The organism is Neorhizobium galegae, assembly GCF_017877135.1.
Taxonomy (GTDB): Bacteria; Pseudomonadota; Alphaproteobacteria; order Rhizobiales; family Rhizobiaceae; genus Neorhizobium; species Neorhizobium galegae_A.
Genome location: NZ_JAGIPH010000001.1, coordinates 575,906 through 593,607 on the forward strand (window position 1 = coordinate 575,906; position 17,702 = coordinate 593,607).

The 17,702-nt window shown below is 64.0% G+C and carries 14 protein-coding genes and 1 tRNA gene; 4 read left to right on the top strand and 11 right to left on the bottom strand.

The features are described 5' to 3' along the window. Positions 1 to 93: 93 nt before the first annotated feature. The 4 genes from cysN to J2858_RS02945 all read right to left on the bottom strand — a co-directional run bounded on the left by cysN (position 94) and on the right by J2858_RS02945 (position 4,253). Positions 94 to 1,989: a sulfate adenylyltransferase subunit CysN gene (gene cysN / locus J2858_RS02930; protein WP_210103238.1), complete on the bottom strand. Its 1,896-nt coding sequence runs from the start codon at positions 1,987 to 1,989 to the stop codon at positions 94 to 96. After that, positions 1,989 to 2,888: a sulfate adenylyltransferase subunit CysD gene (gene cysD / locus J2858_RS02935; protein ID WP_210103239.1), complete on the bottom strand. Its 900-nt coding sequence runs from the start codon at positions 2,886 to 2,888 to the stop codon at positions 1,989 to 1,991. The genes cysN and cysD overlap by 1 nt, the downstream gene beginning before the upstream one ends. Before the next feature lie 30 nt (positions 2,889 to 2,918). After that, positions 2,919 to 3,839, bottom strand: coding sequence for a glycosyltransferase family 2 protein (locus J2858_RS02940; RefSeq protein WP_210103240.1), 921 nt, complete (start codon positions 3,837 to 3,839; stop codon positions 2,919 to 2,921). Between the two features lie 339 nt (positions 3,840 to 4,178). Further along, positions 4,179 to 4,253 (bottom strand) — tRNA-Gln (locus tag J2858_RS02945). A 272-nt stretch (positions 4,254 to 4,525) separates the two neighbouring features. Here J2858_RS02945 and J2858_RS02950 point away from each other — a divergent pair. Beyond that, on the top strand, positions 4,526 to 4,822 hold the full coding sequence (locus J2858_RS02950) for a cupin domain-containing protein (RefSeq protein WP_210103241.1): 297 nt from the start codon (positions 4,526 to 4,528) through the stop codon (positions 4,820 to 4,822). A gap of 164 nt (positions 4,823 to 4,986) precedes the next feature. Then, positions 4,987 to 5,898, top strand: a complete 912-nt coding sequence (locus J2858_RS02955) for an MBL fold metallo-hydrolase (RefSeq protein ID WP_210103242.1) — start codon at positions 4,987 to 4,989, stop codon at positions 5,896 to 5,898. 59 nt (positions 5,899 to 5,957) lie between these two features. On the opposite strand, the gene J2858_RS02960 is transcribed toward J2858_RS02955, so the two are convergent. Beyond that, entirely contained in the window at positions 5,958 to 6,911 is a 954-nt protein-coding gene (locus J2858_RS02960; RefSeq protein ID WP_210103243.1) for a DUF1499 domain-containing protein, read from the bottom strand. Between the two features lie 128 nt (positions 6,912 to 7,039). Here J2858_RS02960 and J2858_RS02965 point away from each other — a divergent pair, with 128 nt between their 5' ends. Both J2858_RS02965 and J2858_RS02970 read left to right on the top strand, forming a co-directional pair. Then, positions 7,040 to 7,309, top strand: coding sequence for a hypothetical protein (locus J2858_RS02965; RefSeq protein ID WP_210103244.1), 270 nt, complete (start codon positions 7,040 to 7,042; stop codon positions 7,307 to 7,309). Between the two features lie 29 nt (positions 7,310 to 7,338). After that, complete coding sequence (locus tag J2858_RS02970) at positions 7,339 to 8,412, top strand: glycosyltransferase family 4 protein (RefSeq protein ID WP_210103245.1); 1,074 nt, start codon at positions 7,339 to 7,341, stop codon at positions 8,410 to 8,412. Between the two features lie 22 nt (positions 8,413 to 8,434). On the opposite strand, the gene J2858_RS02975 is transcribed toward J2858_RS02970, so the two are convergent. From J2858_RS02975 to J2858_RS03000, 6 genes are all read right to left on the bottom strand, one after another. Beyond that, entirely contained in the window at positions 8,435 to 8,722 is a 288-nt protein-coding gene (locus J2858_RS02975) for a type II toxin-antitoxin system RelE/ParE family toxin (RefSeq protein WP_210103246.1), read from the bottom strand. Then, the gene (locus tag J2858_RS02980; RefSeq protein ID WP_210103247.1) at positions 8,719 to 8,946 is read right to left on the bottom strand and encodes a hypothetical protein; all 228 of its coding nucleotides are present in this window, start codon (positions 8,944 to 8,946) and stop codon (positions 8,719 to 8,721) included. The genes J2858_RS02975 and J2858_RS02980 overlap by 4 nt, the downstream gene beginning before the upstream one ends. A 74-nt stretch (positions 8,947 to 9,020) precedes the next feature. Next, entirely contained in the window at positions 9,021 to 11,696 is a 2,676-nt protein-coding gene (gene ppdK, locus J2858_RS02985) for a pyruvate, phosphate dikinase (RefSeq protein WP_210103248.1), read from the bottom strand. Positions 11,697 to 12,525: 829 nt separating this feature from the next. After that, positions 12,526 to 12,990 (bottom strand): Ivy family c-type lysozyme inhibitor, encoded by a 465-nt coding sequence (locus J2858_RS02990; RefSeq protein ID WP_210103249.1) that lies wholly within the window; start codon positions 12,988 to 12,990, stop codon positions 12,526 to 12,528. A gap of 38 nt (positions 12,991 to 13,028) precedes the next feature. Then, positions 13,029 to 16,490 carry a chromosome segregation SMC family protein gene (locus J2858_RS02995; RefSeq protein WP_210103250.1) on the bottom strand — a complete coding sequence of 1,154 codons (3,462 nt, stop codon included), beginning with the start codon at positions 16,488 to 16,490 and terminating at the stop codon, positions 13,029 to 13,031. Between the two features lie 408 nt (positions 16,491 to 16,898). Continuing rightward, on the bottom strand, positions 16,899 to 17,603 hold the full coding sequence (locus J2858_RS03000; protein WP_210103251.1) for a DsbA family protein: 705 nt from the start codon (positions 17,601 to 17,603) through the stop codon (positions 16,899 to 16,901). Positions 17,604 to 17,702 lie beyond the last annotated feature (99 nt).

A 17,702-nucleotide genomic window follows, 5' to 3' on the forward strand; every position in this document is an offset into this window, starting at 1 on the left:
GACCACCGCCCGGGCCTGACCGGGCGGCAGAGCCGGCTGCCATCCGCACCTTGCGCGGATGCGGGCCGTTCCCGGCCTCATCAAGCAGCGCTCTCATCCTTTTCGTTCAAGATAGTGCTGGATCAGAACGGCAAGCTCTGCCGGATCCGTGCCGACGGTGCGCAGGTGTAGTTCCGGGTTTTCCGGCGGTTCGTAGGGAGATCCGATACCGGTGAAGTTGCGGATGGCGCCGGTCATCGCGCGCTTGTAGAGCCCCTTCGGGTCGCGGCGGATGCATTCCTCGATGGGCGTATCCACAAAGACTTCGATGAACTCGTCCTTGCCCAGGAGTTCGCGGGCGAACTGACGCTCCGAGCGGAACGGCGAAATGAAGGACACGATGACGATGAGGCCGGCTTCCGTCATCAGCTTGGCGACTTCGGCGATGCGACGGATGTTTTCCACCCGGTCGGCATCGGTGAAGCCGAGATCGCGGTTGAGGCCGTGGCGCACATTGTCACCATCCAAGAGAATGGTGTGGCGCCCGTGGGCGTGGAGAAGCTTTTCGAGATTGTTGGCAATGGTGGACTTGCCCGATCCGGAGAGGCCCGTCAGCCAGAGAACTGCGGGCCGCTGGTTCATCAGCGCCGAACGCGACTGCTTGGAAACGTCCAGCGCCTGCCACTGGATATTCTGCGCGCGGTAAAGCGGAAAGTCGATGAAACCGGCGCCGACGGTCGCATTGGACATGCGGTCGATGAGAATGAAATTGCCGGTGTTGCGGTTGTCCTTGTAGGCATCGAAGACGATCGGCGCCTGCACCGAGACATTGCACACGCCAAGCTCGTTGCGCTCCAGCGACCGAACAGCCTTGCGGGCGAAATTGTTGATGTCGATGCTGTGCTTGAGGGCGGTGACCGTTGCGGTGACGCTGTCGCATTCGGTCCGCAGGATGTAATTGCGGCCCGGGATCAGCGCTTTCGTATCGAACCAGATCAGATGCGCCTGGAACTGGTCGGCGACGTGGGCGGGACTGTCTGCCGACACCAGCATGTTGCCACGCGCCACATCGACATCATCCTCCAGAACGACGGTCACGGCCTGCCCCTCACGGGCGCGCTCCAGAACACCGTCTGCGGTCACGATCTGCTTGATGCGCGTGATCTGGCCGGACTTTGCCACGCGCACGCGGTCGCCCGCGGCAATGCTTCCAGACGCGATCTGTCCGGCGAGGCCGCGAAAATCGGCGCTGGGCCGCGACACATATTGAACCGGCAGGCGGAAGGGCTTTTCCAGGGTTTCCCAGTCGACGGACACGGTTTCCAACTCGTCGAGAAGCGTTGGCCCCTCGTACCACGTCGTTCTTGCCGATTTTGTCGTGACGTTGTCGCCGTGTCGCGCCGACAGCGGAATAGGCTGGATCGTCACGAAGCCGAGGTCGCGGGCAAACTCGGCATACTCCCCGGCAATGCGCCGGAAAACCTCCTGGTCGAAATCGACAAGATCCATCTTGTTGACGGCAAGGATGATGTGACGGATGCCGAGCAGCGATGCGATGAAGGAATGGCGCTTCGTCTGCGGGCGAATGCCCTGGCGGGCATCGAGGAGTACGATGGCAAGTTCCGCTGTCGACGCGCCGGTTGCCATGTTGCGGGTATATTCCTCATGGCCGGGGGCATCGGCCACGATGAACTTGCGCTTGTCGGTCGCAAAGAACCGGTAAGCGACATCGATCGTGATGCCCTGCTCCCGCTCCGCCTCGAGACCATCGACCAACAGCGCGAAATCGATCTCGCTGCCGTTCGTGCCATGCTTTGCGCTGTCGCGTTCGAGCGCGGCAAGCTGGTCTTCGAAGATGAGCCTCGTATCGTAGAGCAGCCGGCCGATCAGCGTGGACTTGCCGTCATCGACGGAACCGCAGGTCAGAAAGCGCAGGATGGACTTGTTCTCCTGCTGGCGCAGGTAATCTGCCACGCCAGCGGCAGCCGTGGGCTCTTCGGACGACGCCATCAGAAATAGCCCTCCTTCTTCTTCTTTTCCATCGAGGCTGCTTCGTCACGGTCGATGAGCCGTCCCTGGCGCTCGGAGGTGCGAACGGTGAGCGTCTCGGCGACGATCTCTTCCAATGTCGTGGCGTCCGATTCGACGGCGCCGGTCAGCGGATAACAGCCGAGCGTGCGAAACCGGATGCGTCTCTCTTCAATGCCCTCGCCGGGCTCAAGCGTCATGCGGTCGTCATCGACCATGACCAGCATGCCGTTGCGCGAAACCACAGGCCGCGGGCGGGCGAAATAGAGCGGCACGATGGGGATGTTTTCCTTGAGGATATATTGCCAGATGTCGAGCTCGGTCCAATTGGACAAGGGAAAGACACGGATCGATTCACCCGGATTGATGCGGGTATTGTAGGTCTTCCACATCTCGGGCCGCTGGCTTTGCGGATCCCAGGCGTGCTGCGGGTTTCGAAAGGAAAAGATCCTTTCCTTGGCGCGGGATTTTTCCTCGTCGCGGCGCGCGCCGCCAAAGGCGGCATCGAAGCCGTGCTGATCGAGCGCCTGCCGCAGCGCCACCGTCTTCATGACATGCGTGTAAAGGTTCGAACCGTGCGTAAAGGGGTTGATCCCCTCCTTCACCCCCTCGGCATTGGTATGGACGAGGAGCTCAAGCCCGAGTTTTTCGACGGTGCGATCGCGAAATGCGATCATGTCGCGAAATTTCCAGGTCGTATCGATGTGCAGAAGCGGAAACGGCGGCTTTGCCGGATAGAAGGCCTTCATCGCCAGGTGAAGCATGACGGAGGAATCTTTGCCGATCGAATAGAGCATCACGGGCTTCGAGAAGCTGGCGGCCACTTCCCGGAAGATATGAATGGCTTCGGCTTCGAGACGATCAAGATGGGTGAGGTTCAAAACGGATGTTCCATGGGCTGGCGATGGTTTCTAGATTTGCCTCAAGAGCACGGCGCCGGTAAGGCCGATATTGCCGGGCACGGTCTGGCGATAGAGGCCGGCTGCCCTCAGCGCGCGAAGATTTGCCGGAAAGGCTGCACTGCGGGCCGTCTGGAAAAGCTCAAGGAGCTTTCGGTTTTCTGGCGTCAGCAGCGGTTCGATCGGCTCCAGTCCCTTTATATGCTGTTCGCTCCATCGCTTGAAGCGACCATCCTTCAGCATCTTGATGCGTCGCAGACGGGCGCGAAGCCCGGAGTTCGACCCGACCTGGTTGGCCCCGTGCTGGCGATAGTCGATCTTCGGCACCGGATCGTAATGAACGCTGCCGCCCGCCCCGCTGACCAGAATATAGCTCCACCAGTCGTGACTGGGAACCGTGACATCGGCACCGGCGCGCACGATCAGATCGCGGGCCGCCCGGTTCATGACCATGGTATTGCCGCCGGCAATGCTCTGCACAAGCGCATTGGCAAAGCTTGGGGGCCGCCGGAACAGGGGCGAAAATCCGGTTACCGCACCGGTATGATCGACGATTCTGGTGCGCGAGCAAAACAGCGCCGGGCGCGCCGCAGGCTGGGCTTTCAGCCAGGCCAGCGCATGCTCGATCTTGTCGTCATGCCAGAGGTCATCCTGATCGCAGAAGGCATAATAGTCCGCATCGATCTCGGGCCTTGCGAGAAGCGCCATGAAATTAGGCAGAAAACCCCGACGCGGGCCTTCAAGCGTGTGTACCGGCGCATCGGCCTTTCGGGAAAACTGCTCCACGATGTCGAGCGTCCGGTCCGTCGACCCGTCATCCGAAACCCAGAGGCTCCAGTTTGTGTGCGTCTGGCGTTGAAGCGATGTGAGCTGTTGCGGCAAAAACTCTTCGCCCTGATAGGTGCCCATCAAAATGGCAACGTGGTCTGGCATTTCACCTCGAACTTTCGCGCTCTTCCACCAGACGTGGCCGAGCGAATAACATTGGCGCACACTCAGGGCCAAGGCTCGCTCCTGGCCCAATACCGGCGCCGCGCACGATCCCGGGTCCTGTTCTTCCTCTCCACCCCGACCGGACATAACCTAGTTTGGTGTCGGCCACCACCATCCGTTCAACATCACGTTCAATGTCGAGCGCGCGCAACGATCATCGCAGGAAATGGTTCCCGCGATCCTGGGCACCGGTTGCGTTTCTTCGCGGCACGGACACGCGATGCGCAAATGCGCCACGACATGGGGGAACCGCGAGAAAATGGTCCTGAAAAGAGAGCGTGGCTGGGGCGCCAGGATTCGAACCTGGGAATGCCGGTACCAAAAACCGGTGCCTTACCGCTTGGCGACGCCCCACCGTGGATGGCGTTGAGGCAGGGGTGCCGCCTTGGCCGTCCGGGTGCGCCTGCATTAGCAAAGCTCCCGGCGCGTCACAATCACTAAGTTTATCGCCTGAAAAGTTTTCTGTGCGCCAAAACCACCTGCATGGTAGAGCATGTCCAGCAGAACTGCATGGGTGGTTTTGTGTCCAGACCGCGTAAAACCCGATGGAGCGGAGACTGTCGGTTACCGGTCTTCACCGGAATTCTCTTTCCTCTTTCAGAACCATCACCATTCCTGGAGACGTCATGAGCCAGTACCGCGCCCGACCGCCGGCCATTGCCACCACACTTGTGGATGATGCCGTGGTGCGGATCATCCGCTGGGATTTCGAGCCCGGAGCCGATACCGGCGTGCATACCCATGGCCTCGGCTATGTGGTGGTGCCGATGACCGATTGCTCCTTCCTGATCGAGGAAGGGGGCAGCGAACGGCGGGTGGAAATCGAAAAAGGGGCGGCATACCGGCGCGATGCCGGTACCGAGCACAATGTCGTCAATGCCGGGACCGAACCCATGTCCTTCATCGAGATCGAGTACAAGTAAGGGAAAGCGCCAGCCCGGCAGGCGAGGCAGCGGCATCAGGCGAGAGGGTTCGGTCGGTCAGCTTCAGGGGGCCGGGTGTCGACCCGGCCGGGCAAATTGCGGGTTTGAACGCCAAAGTCCCGCCGAGTGGCGGCAACAGACATCGTAAAACAGGTTTGCAAGGCATGGACACGCCGCATTTCGATCTTGATTTTGAGCCCGCCTATGGCGAGGCGGTAAAGGTGGCAGAGGGCGTGTGGCGCATCACCTGCAACAACCCCTCCCCGTTTACCTTTGCCGGCACCAATTCCTATCTCGTCGGGCGCGGCCGCGACGTGGCGCTGATCGATCCGGGGCCGGAGAACGAGGCGCATTTCGAGGCGCTGATGCGGGCGCTGAAGGGGCGTCGGCTGACCCATATCCTGGTCAGCCACACGCATCGCGACCACTCGCCGCTTGCCGCCCGCATCAAGGCGGAAACCGGCGCGATCACGGTGGCCGAAGGGCCGCATCGCGCCGCCCGCCCCTTGCATGCGGGCGAGATCAACCCCTTTGCCGAAAGCAGCGACACCGCCTTTGTCCCCGACCTTGCGCTCGCCGATGGCGCAGTGGTGGAGGGCGACGGCTTTGTGCTCTCGGCGATCCACACCCCCGGCCACACGGCAAACCACACCGGCTTTGCGCTGGAGGACAGCGGCATCCTGTTTTCCGCCGATCATGTGATGGCCTTTGCAACGACCGTGGTTGCACCGCCGGACGGATCGATGGGCGATTTCATGGCCTCGCTTGAAAAACTGCTCGGCCGGCAGGACCGCGTCTTCTTTCCCGGCCATGGCGGGCCGGTTGCCGACCCACCGGCCTTCCTGCGCGGGCTTCGCACCCACAGGCGCATGCGCGAACGCGCCATCCTGGAACGGGTGAAGGCGGGAGACACGGCGATTGCCGACATGGTGGCGAGCATTTACGCCTCCACCGACGTGCGCCTGCATGGCGCAGCCGCCCTCTCCGTTCTGGCGCATCTGGAAGATCTGGTGGCGCGCGGTCAGGTGATCTGCGAGGGGCCGCCGGGTCTTTCCAGCCGCTACCGCCCCGGCTGACGGTCTTTTTCGATTTTGCGGCTGGCCGACAGGACGGGCAATGGCCGGCCGATCAGTGCCTACTCTGCGGCAATTCCCAAAAGCTCCGCATCAAGCGCGCGCAGGAAGGATTGCGCGATCTCGGCGCCCTCTCCCAGATCATGCGGGCCGTAGCGCACCGCAACGCGCATGTCGACAAAGGTCGTTTCTGCCTCCTCGCTGAGGCGGATCACCACATCGAAGGGAAAGCCAAGGATCAGCGTGCGGGTTTGCCCCTGCAAAATGAGATCGCCGCCCTGCGCCGGATCAAGACCCGCACCCTGCAGCGGCACGGCGATGCCGAAGGAGGGACGCGGCAGCGGAATGGGAATGACATCCGGCATGCCCGATGCCGCACCCTTTCGTGCCGTCCCGGCGCCCGGAGCGGCCGGCAGCGCCTCCACCACCGGGGTTTCGGGCACCGCCGGCTTTTCCCGCGGCACCGGCCGCTCCGTGTGGAGCGTCATGCGGTTGGCGCGGGCAACCGTGATCACGGCCTGGTAGACACGGTCGAGCGCGCCCTCGTAACGCCGTCCGGTGAGGCCGGGATAGGCCTTCTCCTGCGCCTGCCGATCCGCCGCAGACACCGCATCCGGCCGCGGCAGCCAGATCTGGCGGGCGACCGGCGGGGTTTTCCAGGCCGGCGGATCGATGATGTCGGTCGTCACATCGAAGAGGCGCGGCCGCGTTTCATAGAGAAAGCCGGCATAGGCGAGAAGGCCGAGCGGCAGCGCTGCATAGACGAGCGCCTTGGCAGACGCGGTGCCAGCGCGCGCGCCAACCTGCCAGAGGCTGAGAAGGCCGAGCATTGCAAGCGGCACGCTCAATGCTGCCATGGCACCCGCCATCAGCACCAGTGCGGCAAACTGCGGCGTGGCAAGCGGCCCGAATCGGTGGCCGAGCCCCGACAGCACGAGAAGCAGGAGCGATGCCTGGGCAAGCCATTTTCCGGCATAGGCTGCCCTCGACACCGGTCTGACGAAACGTACGGTCATGGCATGGTCTCTGCTCTTCACGGCGGGCGGAAATCTGCGACGGGCGCTTTCCGTCTTGTCATTCTCTCTATCTTCTATGACATGCGCGCGGTTGCGTCACCTGCCGCCCTTGAACAAGGAGTTTTGCCATGCGCCTTTCCCGCCCCCTCCTGCCGCTGCTGATCTGTGTCGCGGCCGGTCTCGCCGGCTGCCAGACGATGACGCCGGAGGAACGGCGGGCCGCCGACGAGCGCACCTGCGCCGGCTATGGCTTCCGCCCGGCAACCGATGCCATGGCACGCTGCCTGCTCGACCTCGATCTCGACCGCCGCGCCGACATGCGCGCCTTCCAGACCCGCAGCATGATGTTCGATCAGCCGGTGATCCTCGAGCGGCGGGTGATCGTAGATCGGCGGTAACCTGCCCTGCGCTTACCCGGAGTTTCCGTTTGTCTTCTTCCGCGCCTGTCCCGGTCGCCTTTCTCGCCAGTGCCGATTATGCCCCGCTGACGGGCGGCTATGTCTACAATGCCAGGCTCATCGAGGCGCTGACAGGCCAGCACGGTGCGCCGGTGCCGATCACGCTCGACACGGGCTTTCCGACCGTGCCGCTCCATGAACGCGCAAGCCTTGCCGAACACTTGAGCGCGCTGCCGCAAAACACCGTCATCCTGACCGACCATCTCTATCTGGTGGATCTCCAGGAGGTATTTCAGGCCATACAGAATCCGGTAGTGGCGATCTTTCACCATTCGCTGGTCGAGGAACAGGGCGGGCCGGCGCAGACCGATCCGGCGCTGCGTGAGCGTGAAGCACAGGCGGTCTCTCGCGCCAGCCGGATCCTTGTGACCTCGCCGCAGACGGCGCACTACCTTCAGCAGCATTACGGCGTGGCCGAACACCGCATCCGCGTCGCCGTTCCGGGAAATCGCCCGGCAGTCCGGGGCACGGCGGGCAAGGACCGCTCTCATGGCATGGCCGGGCCGCGCCATCTCCTCTCGGTCGGGGCGGTGATTGCCCGCAAGCGCTACGACTATTGCCTGGATGTGGCAGCTTATCTGCCGAAGACCGGCTGGCGCTGGACGATCGTCGGCGATCCGGCCCGCGATCCGGCCCTCCTGCGCGACCTTCAGGAGAAGGCGCTGGCGCTTGGCCTTCACGATCGCCTGGTCTTTTCCGGTGACCTGAGCCACGAGGCGCTCGAAACGGTGTGGCAGGAGACCGATCTTTATATCGCCGCCTCCCGTTTCGAGGGCTATGGCATGGCGATTGCCGAAGCCTTTCGCCATGGCGTGCCGGTGATCACCACCGCGTCCGGCGCCGTCGCCACCTGGGCTTCCGGCGGCATCATCGAAGCACCGGACGACGATGCAAAAGCCATGGCGGGAAAGATCACGGCCCTTCTCGAAAATCCCGCCCGGCTCCAGGATCAAGCCGACCGCGCCTGGGTTTTCGGCACAACACTGCCGACTTGGGAGGAGACGTTTGATGGCATTGGGGACTGGGTGGCGGGGGACGGCTGAGGGGACTATGCAATTCACAGGCTCAGCCCGGCATGCTCAGCGGGTCGCGGGCGCCGTGACGGATGGCGTGAATGATGATGCTGTCGCCGGTCACTTCATAGAAAATCAGGTAGGGATACGGCGCTGCCACCACGCGACGAATGGATGGATCTTCGGTCCGCTTGCCGAGAAAGGCCTGCTGCGGCAACTGTTCGATCAGCGTCTTGATGCGTTGGCGTACACGCCGCGAGCCCTGCGGCGAACGCGGGTCGAGATAGCTGGCGATCTCCTTGAGATCGTGCAGGGCCGGCCGGGTGTAGAGAAGCTTCACAGACCGAAACTGGCCCAGACGGCGCGCACCTCGTCCTCAGTGGCGAAGTCACCGCGCGCCGCCGCAGCCTTGGATGCCGATATCGCCAGCCGTTCTCCCGGCGACAATGCCACCGGCTCCGGCTCCGCATCGGCAAGGCGCAGCAGAATACCTGCAAGCTCATCCTGCTGATCGGATGGCAAGGAGCGGATACGCGCGACGGCCTGCTCAAGAAGATCGGTCATACGGCCATTATGCATGTTTATGGCGGGCGAAAAAGCAAAAAGACCACCCGTGCTATCGCGCAAAGGGCATGTCCTCACCGCCCCTTGCGCCGCTCGTCGATCGCCGCCTGCGCGGCGGCAAGCCGGGCGATGGGCACGCGGAAGGGGGAGCAGGAGACGTAGTCGAGACCCACCTCTTCGCAGAAGCGGATGGAGGCCGGATCGCCGCCGTGTTCGCCGCAGATGCCGAGCTTCAGGTCCGGTCGCGTGCGGCGTCCGCGTTCGGCGGCAAGACGGATGAGTTCGCCGACGCCGTCGAAATCCAGCGAGATGAACGGATCATGCACGATGATGCCCTTGCGCTGGTAGGTGGGGATGAAACTTGCCGCATCGTCACGCGAAATGCCGAAGGTCGTCTGGGTCAGGTCATTGGTGCCGAAGGAGAAGAATTCGGCGGTTTCGGCAATCACATGGGCGCGAAGGGCCGCCCGCGGCAGCTCGATCATCGTGCCGGCGAGATAACCGATCGCCATGCCGGTTTCCTTCGATACGTCGGCAGCCACCGTGTCGATGCAGGCCTTGACGTAATCGAGCTCCGTGCGAAGGCCGACCAGCGGCACCATGATTTCCAGCGCGACGGCAGCGCCTGTGGCCTTGGCCGCAGCGGCGGAGGCCTCGAAGATGGCGCGCGCCTGCATTTCGACGATTTCCGGATAGGAAATCGCCAGCCGGCAGCCGCGATGGCCCAGCATCGGGTTGAACTCGTGCAGCGCCTCCACCCGGCGTGACAGAAGCGCCGGCTCCATGTCCATGGCGGCGGCCACTTCCTCGATCTCCTGCGCCGTCTTCGGCAGGAATTCATGGAGCGGCGGATCGAGCAGGCGGATCGTCACCGGAAGGCCGGACATGATGGTGAAAAGCTCGGTAAAATCCGAGCGTTGCATGGGCAGAAGCTTCTTCAGAGCCGCCCGGCGGCCGGCCTCGTCTTCGGCAAGGATCATCTCGCGCATCACATGGATGCGGCCTCCCTCGAAGAACATGTGCTCGGTGCGGCAGAGCCCGATGCCTTCAGCGCCGAAGGAGCGGGCGGCGCGCGCATCCGTCGGCGTGTCGGCATTGGTGCGCACCGTCATGCGGCGACCCTTGTCGGCCCAGGCCATCAGGCGGCCGAAATCGCCCGACAGAGCGGGCTGGATCATCGGCACCTCACCCTTCATCAGATGGCCGGACGAGCCATCGACGGTGACGATATCGCCGCGCTTCAGCGTGAAGCCCGGGCCGATCAGCAGTTCGTTGCGCAGGTCGACGCGCAGACCACCGGCACCGACAACGCACGGAATGCCCATGCCGCGCGCCACCACCGCCGCATGGCTGGTCATGCCGCCGCGCGTGGTGAAGATGGCTTCCGCCACATGCATGCCATGAATATCTTCCGGGCTGGTTTCGATGCGCACCAGCACCACCTTGCGCCCCTCGGCTTCGGCTTCCACCGCAGCCTCCGAGGTAAAGACGATTTCGCCCGACGCCGCGCCCGGCGAGGCCGGCAGGCCCGATCCGATCACCACCCGTTCCACGCGCGGATCGATGGTCGGATGCAGCAGCTGGTCAAGCGAGGGCGGGTCGATGCGGCAGATGGCATCTTCTTCCGAGATCAGCCCCTCATCGACCATGTCGACCGCCACCTTCATGGCGGCCTTCGTGGTGCGCTTGGCCGCGCGCGTCTGCAGCATCCACAGCGTGCCGCGCTCGACGGTGAATTCCACGTCCTGCATATCGCCGTAATGGCGCTCGAGCCGGGCGCAGATCGCCTTGAACTGCGAAAACACCTCCGGCATCAGCTTTTCCATCGAGGGCTTTTCCGAGCCGGAGGCAATGCGCCCCTCCTCCGTCAGCGATTGCGGCGTACGGATGCCGGCCACCACATCCTCACCCTGGGCATTGGTGAGGAATTCGCCGTAGAGGGTCTTTTCGCCCGTCGAGGGATTGCGGGTGAAGGCAACGCCGGTGGCGGACGACGAGCCGAGATTGCCGAACACCATGGTTTGCACCGTGACGGCCGTTCCCCACTCGTGCGGGATCTTGTGGAGCGCGCGATAGGTGACGGCGCGGGCATTGTTCCAGCTGGAAAACACCGCGGCAATGGCGCGCCACAGCTGCACATGGGGATCCTGCGGAAAGTCTTCCCCCAGTTCCTCGACAATCACCTGCTTGTAGAGCGAGACCACATGCTGCCATTCGACAGCCGACAGGTCGGTATCGTAGTCATGCCCGAGCCGCGCCTTCTCGTCCTCGAGGATTTCCTCGAACACGTCATGGTCGAGACCCATGACCACGTCGCCATACATCTGGATGAAACGGCGGTAGCTGTCCCAGGCAAAGCGCGCATCGCCGGCATCGTGGCCAAGCGCCTGCACCGTCTGGTCGTTGAGGCCAAGGTTCAGCACCGTGTCCATCATGCCGGGCATGGAGGCGCGCCCGCCGGAGCGCACGGAGAGAAGCAGCGGATGCGACGCCCCGCCAAAAGTGCGTCCAGTCAGCGCCTCCATCTCGGCAAGCCCTTCCAGCACCTGCGCTTTCAGTGTGTCGGGAAGGATGCGGCCGCTCGAAAAGTAATGCAGGCAGGCATCGGTGACGATCGTCAGCCCCGGCGGCACCGGCAAGCCAAGTGCTGCCATCTCGGCCAGATGCGCGCCCTTGCCCCCCAGCAAGGCGTTATCACTGGCCCGTCCGTCCGCCTTGCCTCCGCCGAAACGATAGACCCATTTGCTCATGTCGCTCCTCCAGCCGAGCATGGACTGCTTCTTGTTTTACCAAGCATTTACAGGATCGCACGCCACTTGGAAACCGGCATCATGCTGCATCGCAGCAGAAACACCTGCCCGACAGGTTGCCGCACCCCGCGGAAATCCTTGGTGGCGGCAAAACCGGTTCTTTGGAGAAAGCGCATCCAGCACCCGGCCATGGGGATGACACATAATCAAGCAGGCGCGCGGACGATGCGGTGAGATGGTGACGCAGGTGGCCATCGCTTTGTGGCGAAGGTTTCCGGAAGACGAGAGGATTTTAAACGTCGCCGAGTTGGTCCGCGGCTGACAAAAAGGCCCTCATGCCGGCTCCAGCAGCCATGACAGGCGGAAAATTCAATTCGTTATATAGAAATAAAGTCAGACTTTGCGGGGCCGCCTGCTCCGGCCCCGCAAAGTCTTCCGGCAGGTACAGGAACCCCGCCGGGGGGTACGTGAAACGTATGACAGGGTGTGCCCCTGATGGATTTTATTATAGTGTAATATAAAAAAACATCAAACATTTTACATGGATGACGCTTTGGGCTGCTTCGCCTGCATCAGCGAATGTCGTCTCGCCCGAAGCATTCAAGGGCGTGCAATAGGCATACAACGTCGACAGAGGCCTGCGCAACGGCATTTTTCTGATTTTTATGTATATCCCGAAATGGAGCCAGGTTCGTTTGGCGACGTGCCGGTACGAGACAGGCTGCTCGGATTGATCGTCTCGCAACGGATCAACCGGCGAAGATATCGATAGCAAAGGACCGATCGCTCGTTCGAGCGGGAGCCTGGAACGGAAAGGACGGGACAGTTGTCAGATGCCCGGCTTGCGAAGCAGCGCCAGCATAGCCTGAGACGGGCTCCCTAGGAGAATTTCTCCGTCGCGCGCATCGGCAATCAGTGCCATGGCCTGACGTCCATCGGGGGAAAAGACGAGACGCATGCGGCTTTCGGCGCATTGGCGGGGAAGGCAGGCCCCGAACAGCTCGAACGGCTGTCCGTCCACCTCGACGGCCTCCGAGGCGCCAGAGACATAGCGCGGGGTGGCGACCATGTTGCGCACCCAGCTCGGCAATTTCGGTGCCGGGCGCAAAAGCTGACGCAGCGTCGCCTCATGCGCGGGCGAGCTGGCGATGACCTCATGAAGGTAGCGACCGGATTTCACCGCCTGCGTTGAAGCCGCCGTCGGCGCTGGCGCCGAGACCGCAGGGGCTGGGCCCGCCGGCTGCGCGAGGGCAAGGGTCGGCGCCAGCAAGGCAAGGGCCATGGATTTGAACATGCGGCTCCTTCCGGGTTCGGGCGCTGCCGACGATGCGGTCAGACCGCCTCGCGCAGCAGTTCGGCCGTCTGCAGATCGACCGACACCAGCTGGCTTACCCCCTGTTCGGCCATGGTGACGCCAAACAGGCGGTTCATGCGCGCCATGGTGATCGGGTTATGGGTGATGATGACGAAGCGGGTCTCGGTGGAAGCCGCCATCTCGTCCATCAGGTTGCAGTAGCGTTCCACATTGTGGTCGTCGAGCGGCGCGTCCACTTCGTCCAGCACGCAGATCGGGGCCGGATTGGTGAGGAAGACGGCAAAGATCAGCGCCATCGCCGTCAGCGCCTGCTCGCCGCCGGACAGCAGCGTCATGGTCTGCGGCTTCTTGCCGGGCGGACGCGCCAGAATTTCCAGACCGGCCTCCAGCGGGTCGTCGCTTTCGATGAGTTGCAGTTCGGCCGTGCCGCCGTTGAAGAGATGGGTAAACAGCCGCTGGAACTGCGCATTCACCACATCGAAGGCGGCAAGCAAGCGTTCGCGCCCCTCGCGGTTCAGGCTCTGGATCGCCGAGCGCAGCTTGCGGATGGCATCGATGATATCGTCGCGTTCCTTGATGAGGGCGGACAGCTTGTCGGAAAGCTCCTTCTGCTCCTCCTCGGCGCGCAGGTTGACGGCGCCCAGCCGCTCGCGCTCGATCTTCAGCCGGTCGACGTCGCGCTCGACGATGGCCGTATCGGGAAGGGCTGCGCCCGGCGCAAGGCCCGCCAGCCGGAAGGCCTCGTGCGGCTCGACGTTCAAGGCCTGACGAATGGCGTTTTCCATGTCGTGGCGACGCTCGGCGGTGGAGACCAGCCGCTCCTCGGCGCGGCCGCGCTTTTCGCGTGCATCGGCAAGCGCCGCAAGCGCGGTCGCGGCAAGCCGGTCTGCCTCGCGCTGGCGGGTTTCGGCCTCGGCCAGCGCATCGCCGGCCGCTCGCCTTGCGGCCTCTGCCTTGTCCAGCTCGTTGATCAGCGCGCGGCGCTTGTCGTCGAATTCTTCCGGCGCCAGATCGAGATCGGCCACCTCCTCGCGGGCCTCCTCCTCGCGTTCGCGAAGGGTGGCGATCTGGTGTTCGGCGCTCGCCGCGCGGCTCGTCCAGCTCTGGCGCTCCTGGGCAATGGCGGCAAGACGGCGGCGACGCGCTTCGATCTCGCGCGCAAAGCCTTCGTGGCGGGCGCGCGCCTCGGCAAGGCTTGCGCGATCGGTTGCGACGGCAAGCTGCTGTTCGGCCAGCCGGCGCTCGACTTCGGAAAGATCCGGGGCGTCTTCCAGCTCGGCGCGGGCCCCCTCTTCCTGCGCCTGCAATTCCTCGACCTGGCTTTCGAACTGCCGCACCGCGCTGTCCACCACGTCGCGGCGGCGCATCAGGTCGCCGGCGGCACGCTCGGCCTCAGCCAGCCGGTCACGGGCATCCGCCAGTGTGCGCTGGAGAAGGCGCGACCGCTCGCGCGCTTCGGCGAGCCGAACCTCCTCGACGCGGATGGCAGCGCCGGCGTCCGCCAGCAGGCGTTCGGCCTCCGACAGCACGATCTGCGCCTCGTCCACCTCCGCTTCCAGTTCCGACAGCCGGTTCTTCTGGGCAAGGCGAAGGGCCGACGCACTCGGCGCTTCGGAGCCGGCGACATGCCCGTCCCAGCGGTAGACGGCACCGTCCCTGGTGACGAGACGCTGGCCGGGCTTCAGAAGCGGCAGAAGGCGCGCCGCATCACCCGCATCGATCACGCCGATCTGGTTGAGGCGGCGGGACAAGGGCTGGGGCGCGATCACATGGCAGGCAAGCGGGGCAACGCCCTCCGGGAGGGCGGGATCACCGGCGCCATCGCCATTGCCGGCCCAATGGGCGGGCGCTTCGGCATCAAGGGGGCTGTCGAGATCATCGCCAAGGGCGGCCCCCAGCGCCGTCTCGAACCCACGATCGACGCGGATCAGTTCCGCGGCCGGCGTGAAGCTCCCGGCGGCGGTGCCGGCGGCCAGCATGCGGCGAATGGTGCGGGCTTCGGTCTCAAGGCCGTTCAGGCTGGCGCGGGCGGCCTCCACCGGACGGCGTGCCTCCATCTCGCACTGGCGGGCGCGCGCCAGGGACGCATCGACATCCTCGATGGCAAGTGCCGCCTCCTCGACGGCGCTCTCGGCCGCCTCCACCGCCTCGCGGCGCTCTTCCGGATCGGGCAATTGCGAAAGCTTCTCGCCAAGCGCATCGACCTCCGCCTTCGCCTCGGCAAGCTGGCGGTCGAGCCGCCCGCGCCGGTCGGCGATCTCGCGGATCGTGCGCTCCAGCTGGCTGCAGCCGGCGGCGGCCTCGGCGCGCTCGGCGGTAACGGCGGCAAACAGACGTTCGCTTTCGGCAAGCCGCGCGGCGGCCTCGGCAAACAGTTCGCGGGTCTCCTCCGCCTCCTCGCCCGATTGCGCCAGAAGCGCGCCGAGTTCCTCTTCCTCGCCATTAAGACGGGCAATCACTTCGGCATTTTCCGCCATCAGCTGCTCTTCGCGGCGGATGTCTTCGGCGAGCTGGGCAAGACGTCGGGCAAGATCGTCGCGGCGGCGCAGGAGGCGGCCGGCTTCTTCCTCTAGCTGGCTGCGGGCGATCTGCAGGCGCTGGAGGGCGGCTCCGGCGGTGGCTTCCGCTTCGCGCAGCTCCGGCAGTTTCAGGCTGGCGATGGCTTGCGCCTTGGCCGCCTCCATCTGCTCCTGCGCCCGTTCCGCCACCAGGGAAGTTGCGATGTTGAGCGCGCTCATTGCCTCGTTTTCGGCGTCGCGCGCCAGAACAAAGCGGATATGCAGGAGCATGGCCTCGCGCTCGCGGATATCGGCCGACAGCATCTTGAAGCGGTTGGCCTGCCGCGCCTGGCGCTTCAGGCTCTCGATCTGGCTTTCGAGCTGGGAGGTCACATCCTCCAGCCGCTCCAGATTGGTTTCGGCGGCGCGCAGGCGCAGTTCCGCCTCATGGCGCCTGGAATGCAGGCCCGAAATGCCGGCCGCCTCTTCCAGCAGCTGGCGGCGCGCCTGCGGCTTTGCCTGGATCAGTTCGCCGATACGCCCCTGCCCCACCATGGAGGGGGAGCGGGCGCCAGTCGAGGCATCAGCAAACAGCAGCTGCACATCCTTGGCGCGCGCTTCCTTGCCGTTGATGCGATAGAGCGAGCCCTGCTCGCGCTCGATGCGGCGCGACACCTGGATTTCGTCGCTGTCGTTGAAGCCCGACGGCGCGGTGCGATCGCTATTGTCGAGATAGAGCGCCACTTCCGCCGAATTGCGCGCCGGACGATGGCCGGAGCCGGAAAAGATCACGTCGTCCATGCCGGAGGCGCGCATGTTCTTGTAGGAATTTTCCCCCATCACCCAGCGTAGCGCCTCGACCAGGTTCGACTTGCCGCAACCGTTCGGCCCGACAACGCCGGTGAGGCCGGGTTCGATGACGAATTCGGTCGGTTCCACGAAGGACTTGAAGCCGACGACGCGCAGCTTGTTGAACTTCATCGGGCACCCCCGATGGTGGCTGCCGGCCGGATGTCTTGGAGACGATGATTGGCGCCTTGCCGGAGGTTCACCCCCCTCTGCCCTGCCGGGCATCTCCCCCACACGGGGGGAGATCGGAAGGAGGAAACGTCGCCGCCTCTTCTCGCAGCGACACTTGCGGGCAGAATGGACGCGAGAGGCCAACGATCCTGCCGATCTCCCCCCTTGAGGGGGGGCCGAAGGACGGGGCGAGACCCGCGGCTCGCCCCCGGTCGCGCGGCAGGGCAGAGGGGGGTAGTCTCATCCGCCGACGGGACTGGTAAATCGCGGGTAATCCCACGCGCCAGCTTGCCCGCAAGCTCCCCCGCCACCCCATAAAAAACGGGCGCACGGCTTTCGCCGGCGCCCGCTGTCATGAAAACGGTCGGATCAGAGAAGGCTGTCGATGAGGGCAGACATGACTTCAACCGACATGTCTCCAGAATAATGTTTGCCATTGATCAGGAAGGTGGGCGTGGAGTTCACCTTGAACTCGTCGGCACCACGCTTCATCGTGGCGTTCACATCATCGAGAAGCTTCTGGTTCGTCAAGCAGGCTTCGAAGCTCTCCTGTGTAAAACCGGCAAGTTTCGAGTTTTGCAGGAGCGCTGCGCGCACATTGCCGTCGGCCGGCGCTGCCCAGGCGCGCTGCTGCTTGAACAGCATCGAGACCATGGCGAAATAGGTGTTGGCATCGGACAGCTCCGACGGCTTCTGCGGGTTGCAGCGCGCCAGCATGAAGGCAGCCGTCGCGACCGGATCGAAGGGGAATTCGCGCACGATGAAGCGCACCTTGCCGGTGTCGATATACTTCTGCTTGATCGGCTCGAAGGTGGTGGTGTGGAAATGGGCGCAGTGCGGGCAGGTCATCGACATGTATTCGACGATGGTGACGGGCGCATTGGCCTCACCCAGCGCCATTTCCGGCAGCGGACCGGGCTTCAGCACGGCTGCCATATCCACCGAGCCGGTCGAATCGGGCAGGTCCACCGCAAAAGCCTTGGAAGCCATGCCGACGACCGGCAGGCTTGCGGCGGTTGCGGCCACGCCGCCCATCAGATGGCGCCGGGAAAGAGAAAGGGAGCTGATCGGCATGAAGGACACCTATTGTTCAATGAAATGCTGACATCTGACGAATTCCGTACCGCGCCGCAAAGACGGCGACAAGCACAACCAAGGCCACTCTTCTCAAAC

Bases quoted from the DNA above. Each gene is read 5' to 3' on its own strand.
- cysN (WP_210103238.1), bottom strand. From the start codon at position 1,989: ATGGCGTCGTCCGAAGAGCCCACGGCTGCCGCTGGCGTGGCAGATTAC.
- J2858_RS02940 (WP_210103240.1), bottom strand. From the start codon at position 3,839: ATGCCAGACCACGTTGCCATTTTGATGGGCACCTATCAGGGCGAAGAG.
- J2858_RS02950 (WP_210103241.1), top strand. From the start codon at position 4,526: ATGAGCCAGTACCGCGCCCGACCGCCGGCCATTGCCACCACACTTGTG.
- J2858_RS02955 (WP_210103242.1), top strand. From the start codon at position 4,987: ATGGACACGCCGCATTTCGATCTTGATTTTGAGCCCGCCTATGGCGAG.
- J2858_RS02960 (WP_210103243.1), bottom strand. From the start codon at position 6,911: ATGACCGTACGTTTCGTCAGACCGGTGTCGAGGGCAGCCTATGCCGGA.
- J2858_RS02965 (WP_210103244.1), top strand. From the start codon at position 7,040: ATGCGCCTTTCCCGCCCCCTCCTGCCGCTGCTGATCTGTGTCGCGGCC.
- J2858_RS02980 (WP_210103247.1), bottom strand. From the start codon at position 8,946: ATGACCGATCTTCTTGAGCAGGCCGTCGCGCGTATCCGCTCCTTGCCA.
- ppdK (WP_210103248.1), bottom strand. From the start codon at position 11,696: ATGAGCAAATGGGTCTATCGTTTCGGCGGAGGCAAGGCGGACGGACGG.
- J2858_RS02990 (WP_210103249.1), bottom strand. From the start codon at position 12,990: ATGTTCAAATCCATGGCCCTTGCCTTGCTGGCGCCGACCCTTGCCCTC.
- J2858_RS02995 (WP_210103250.1), bottom strand. From the start codon at position 16,490: ATGAAGTTCAACAAGCTGCGCGTCGTCGGCTTCAAGTCCTTCGTGGAA.
- J2858_RS03000 (WP_210103251.1), bottom strand. From the start codon at position 17,603: ATGCCGATCAGCTCCCTTTCTCTTTCCCGGCGCCATCTGATGGGCGGC.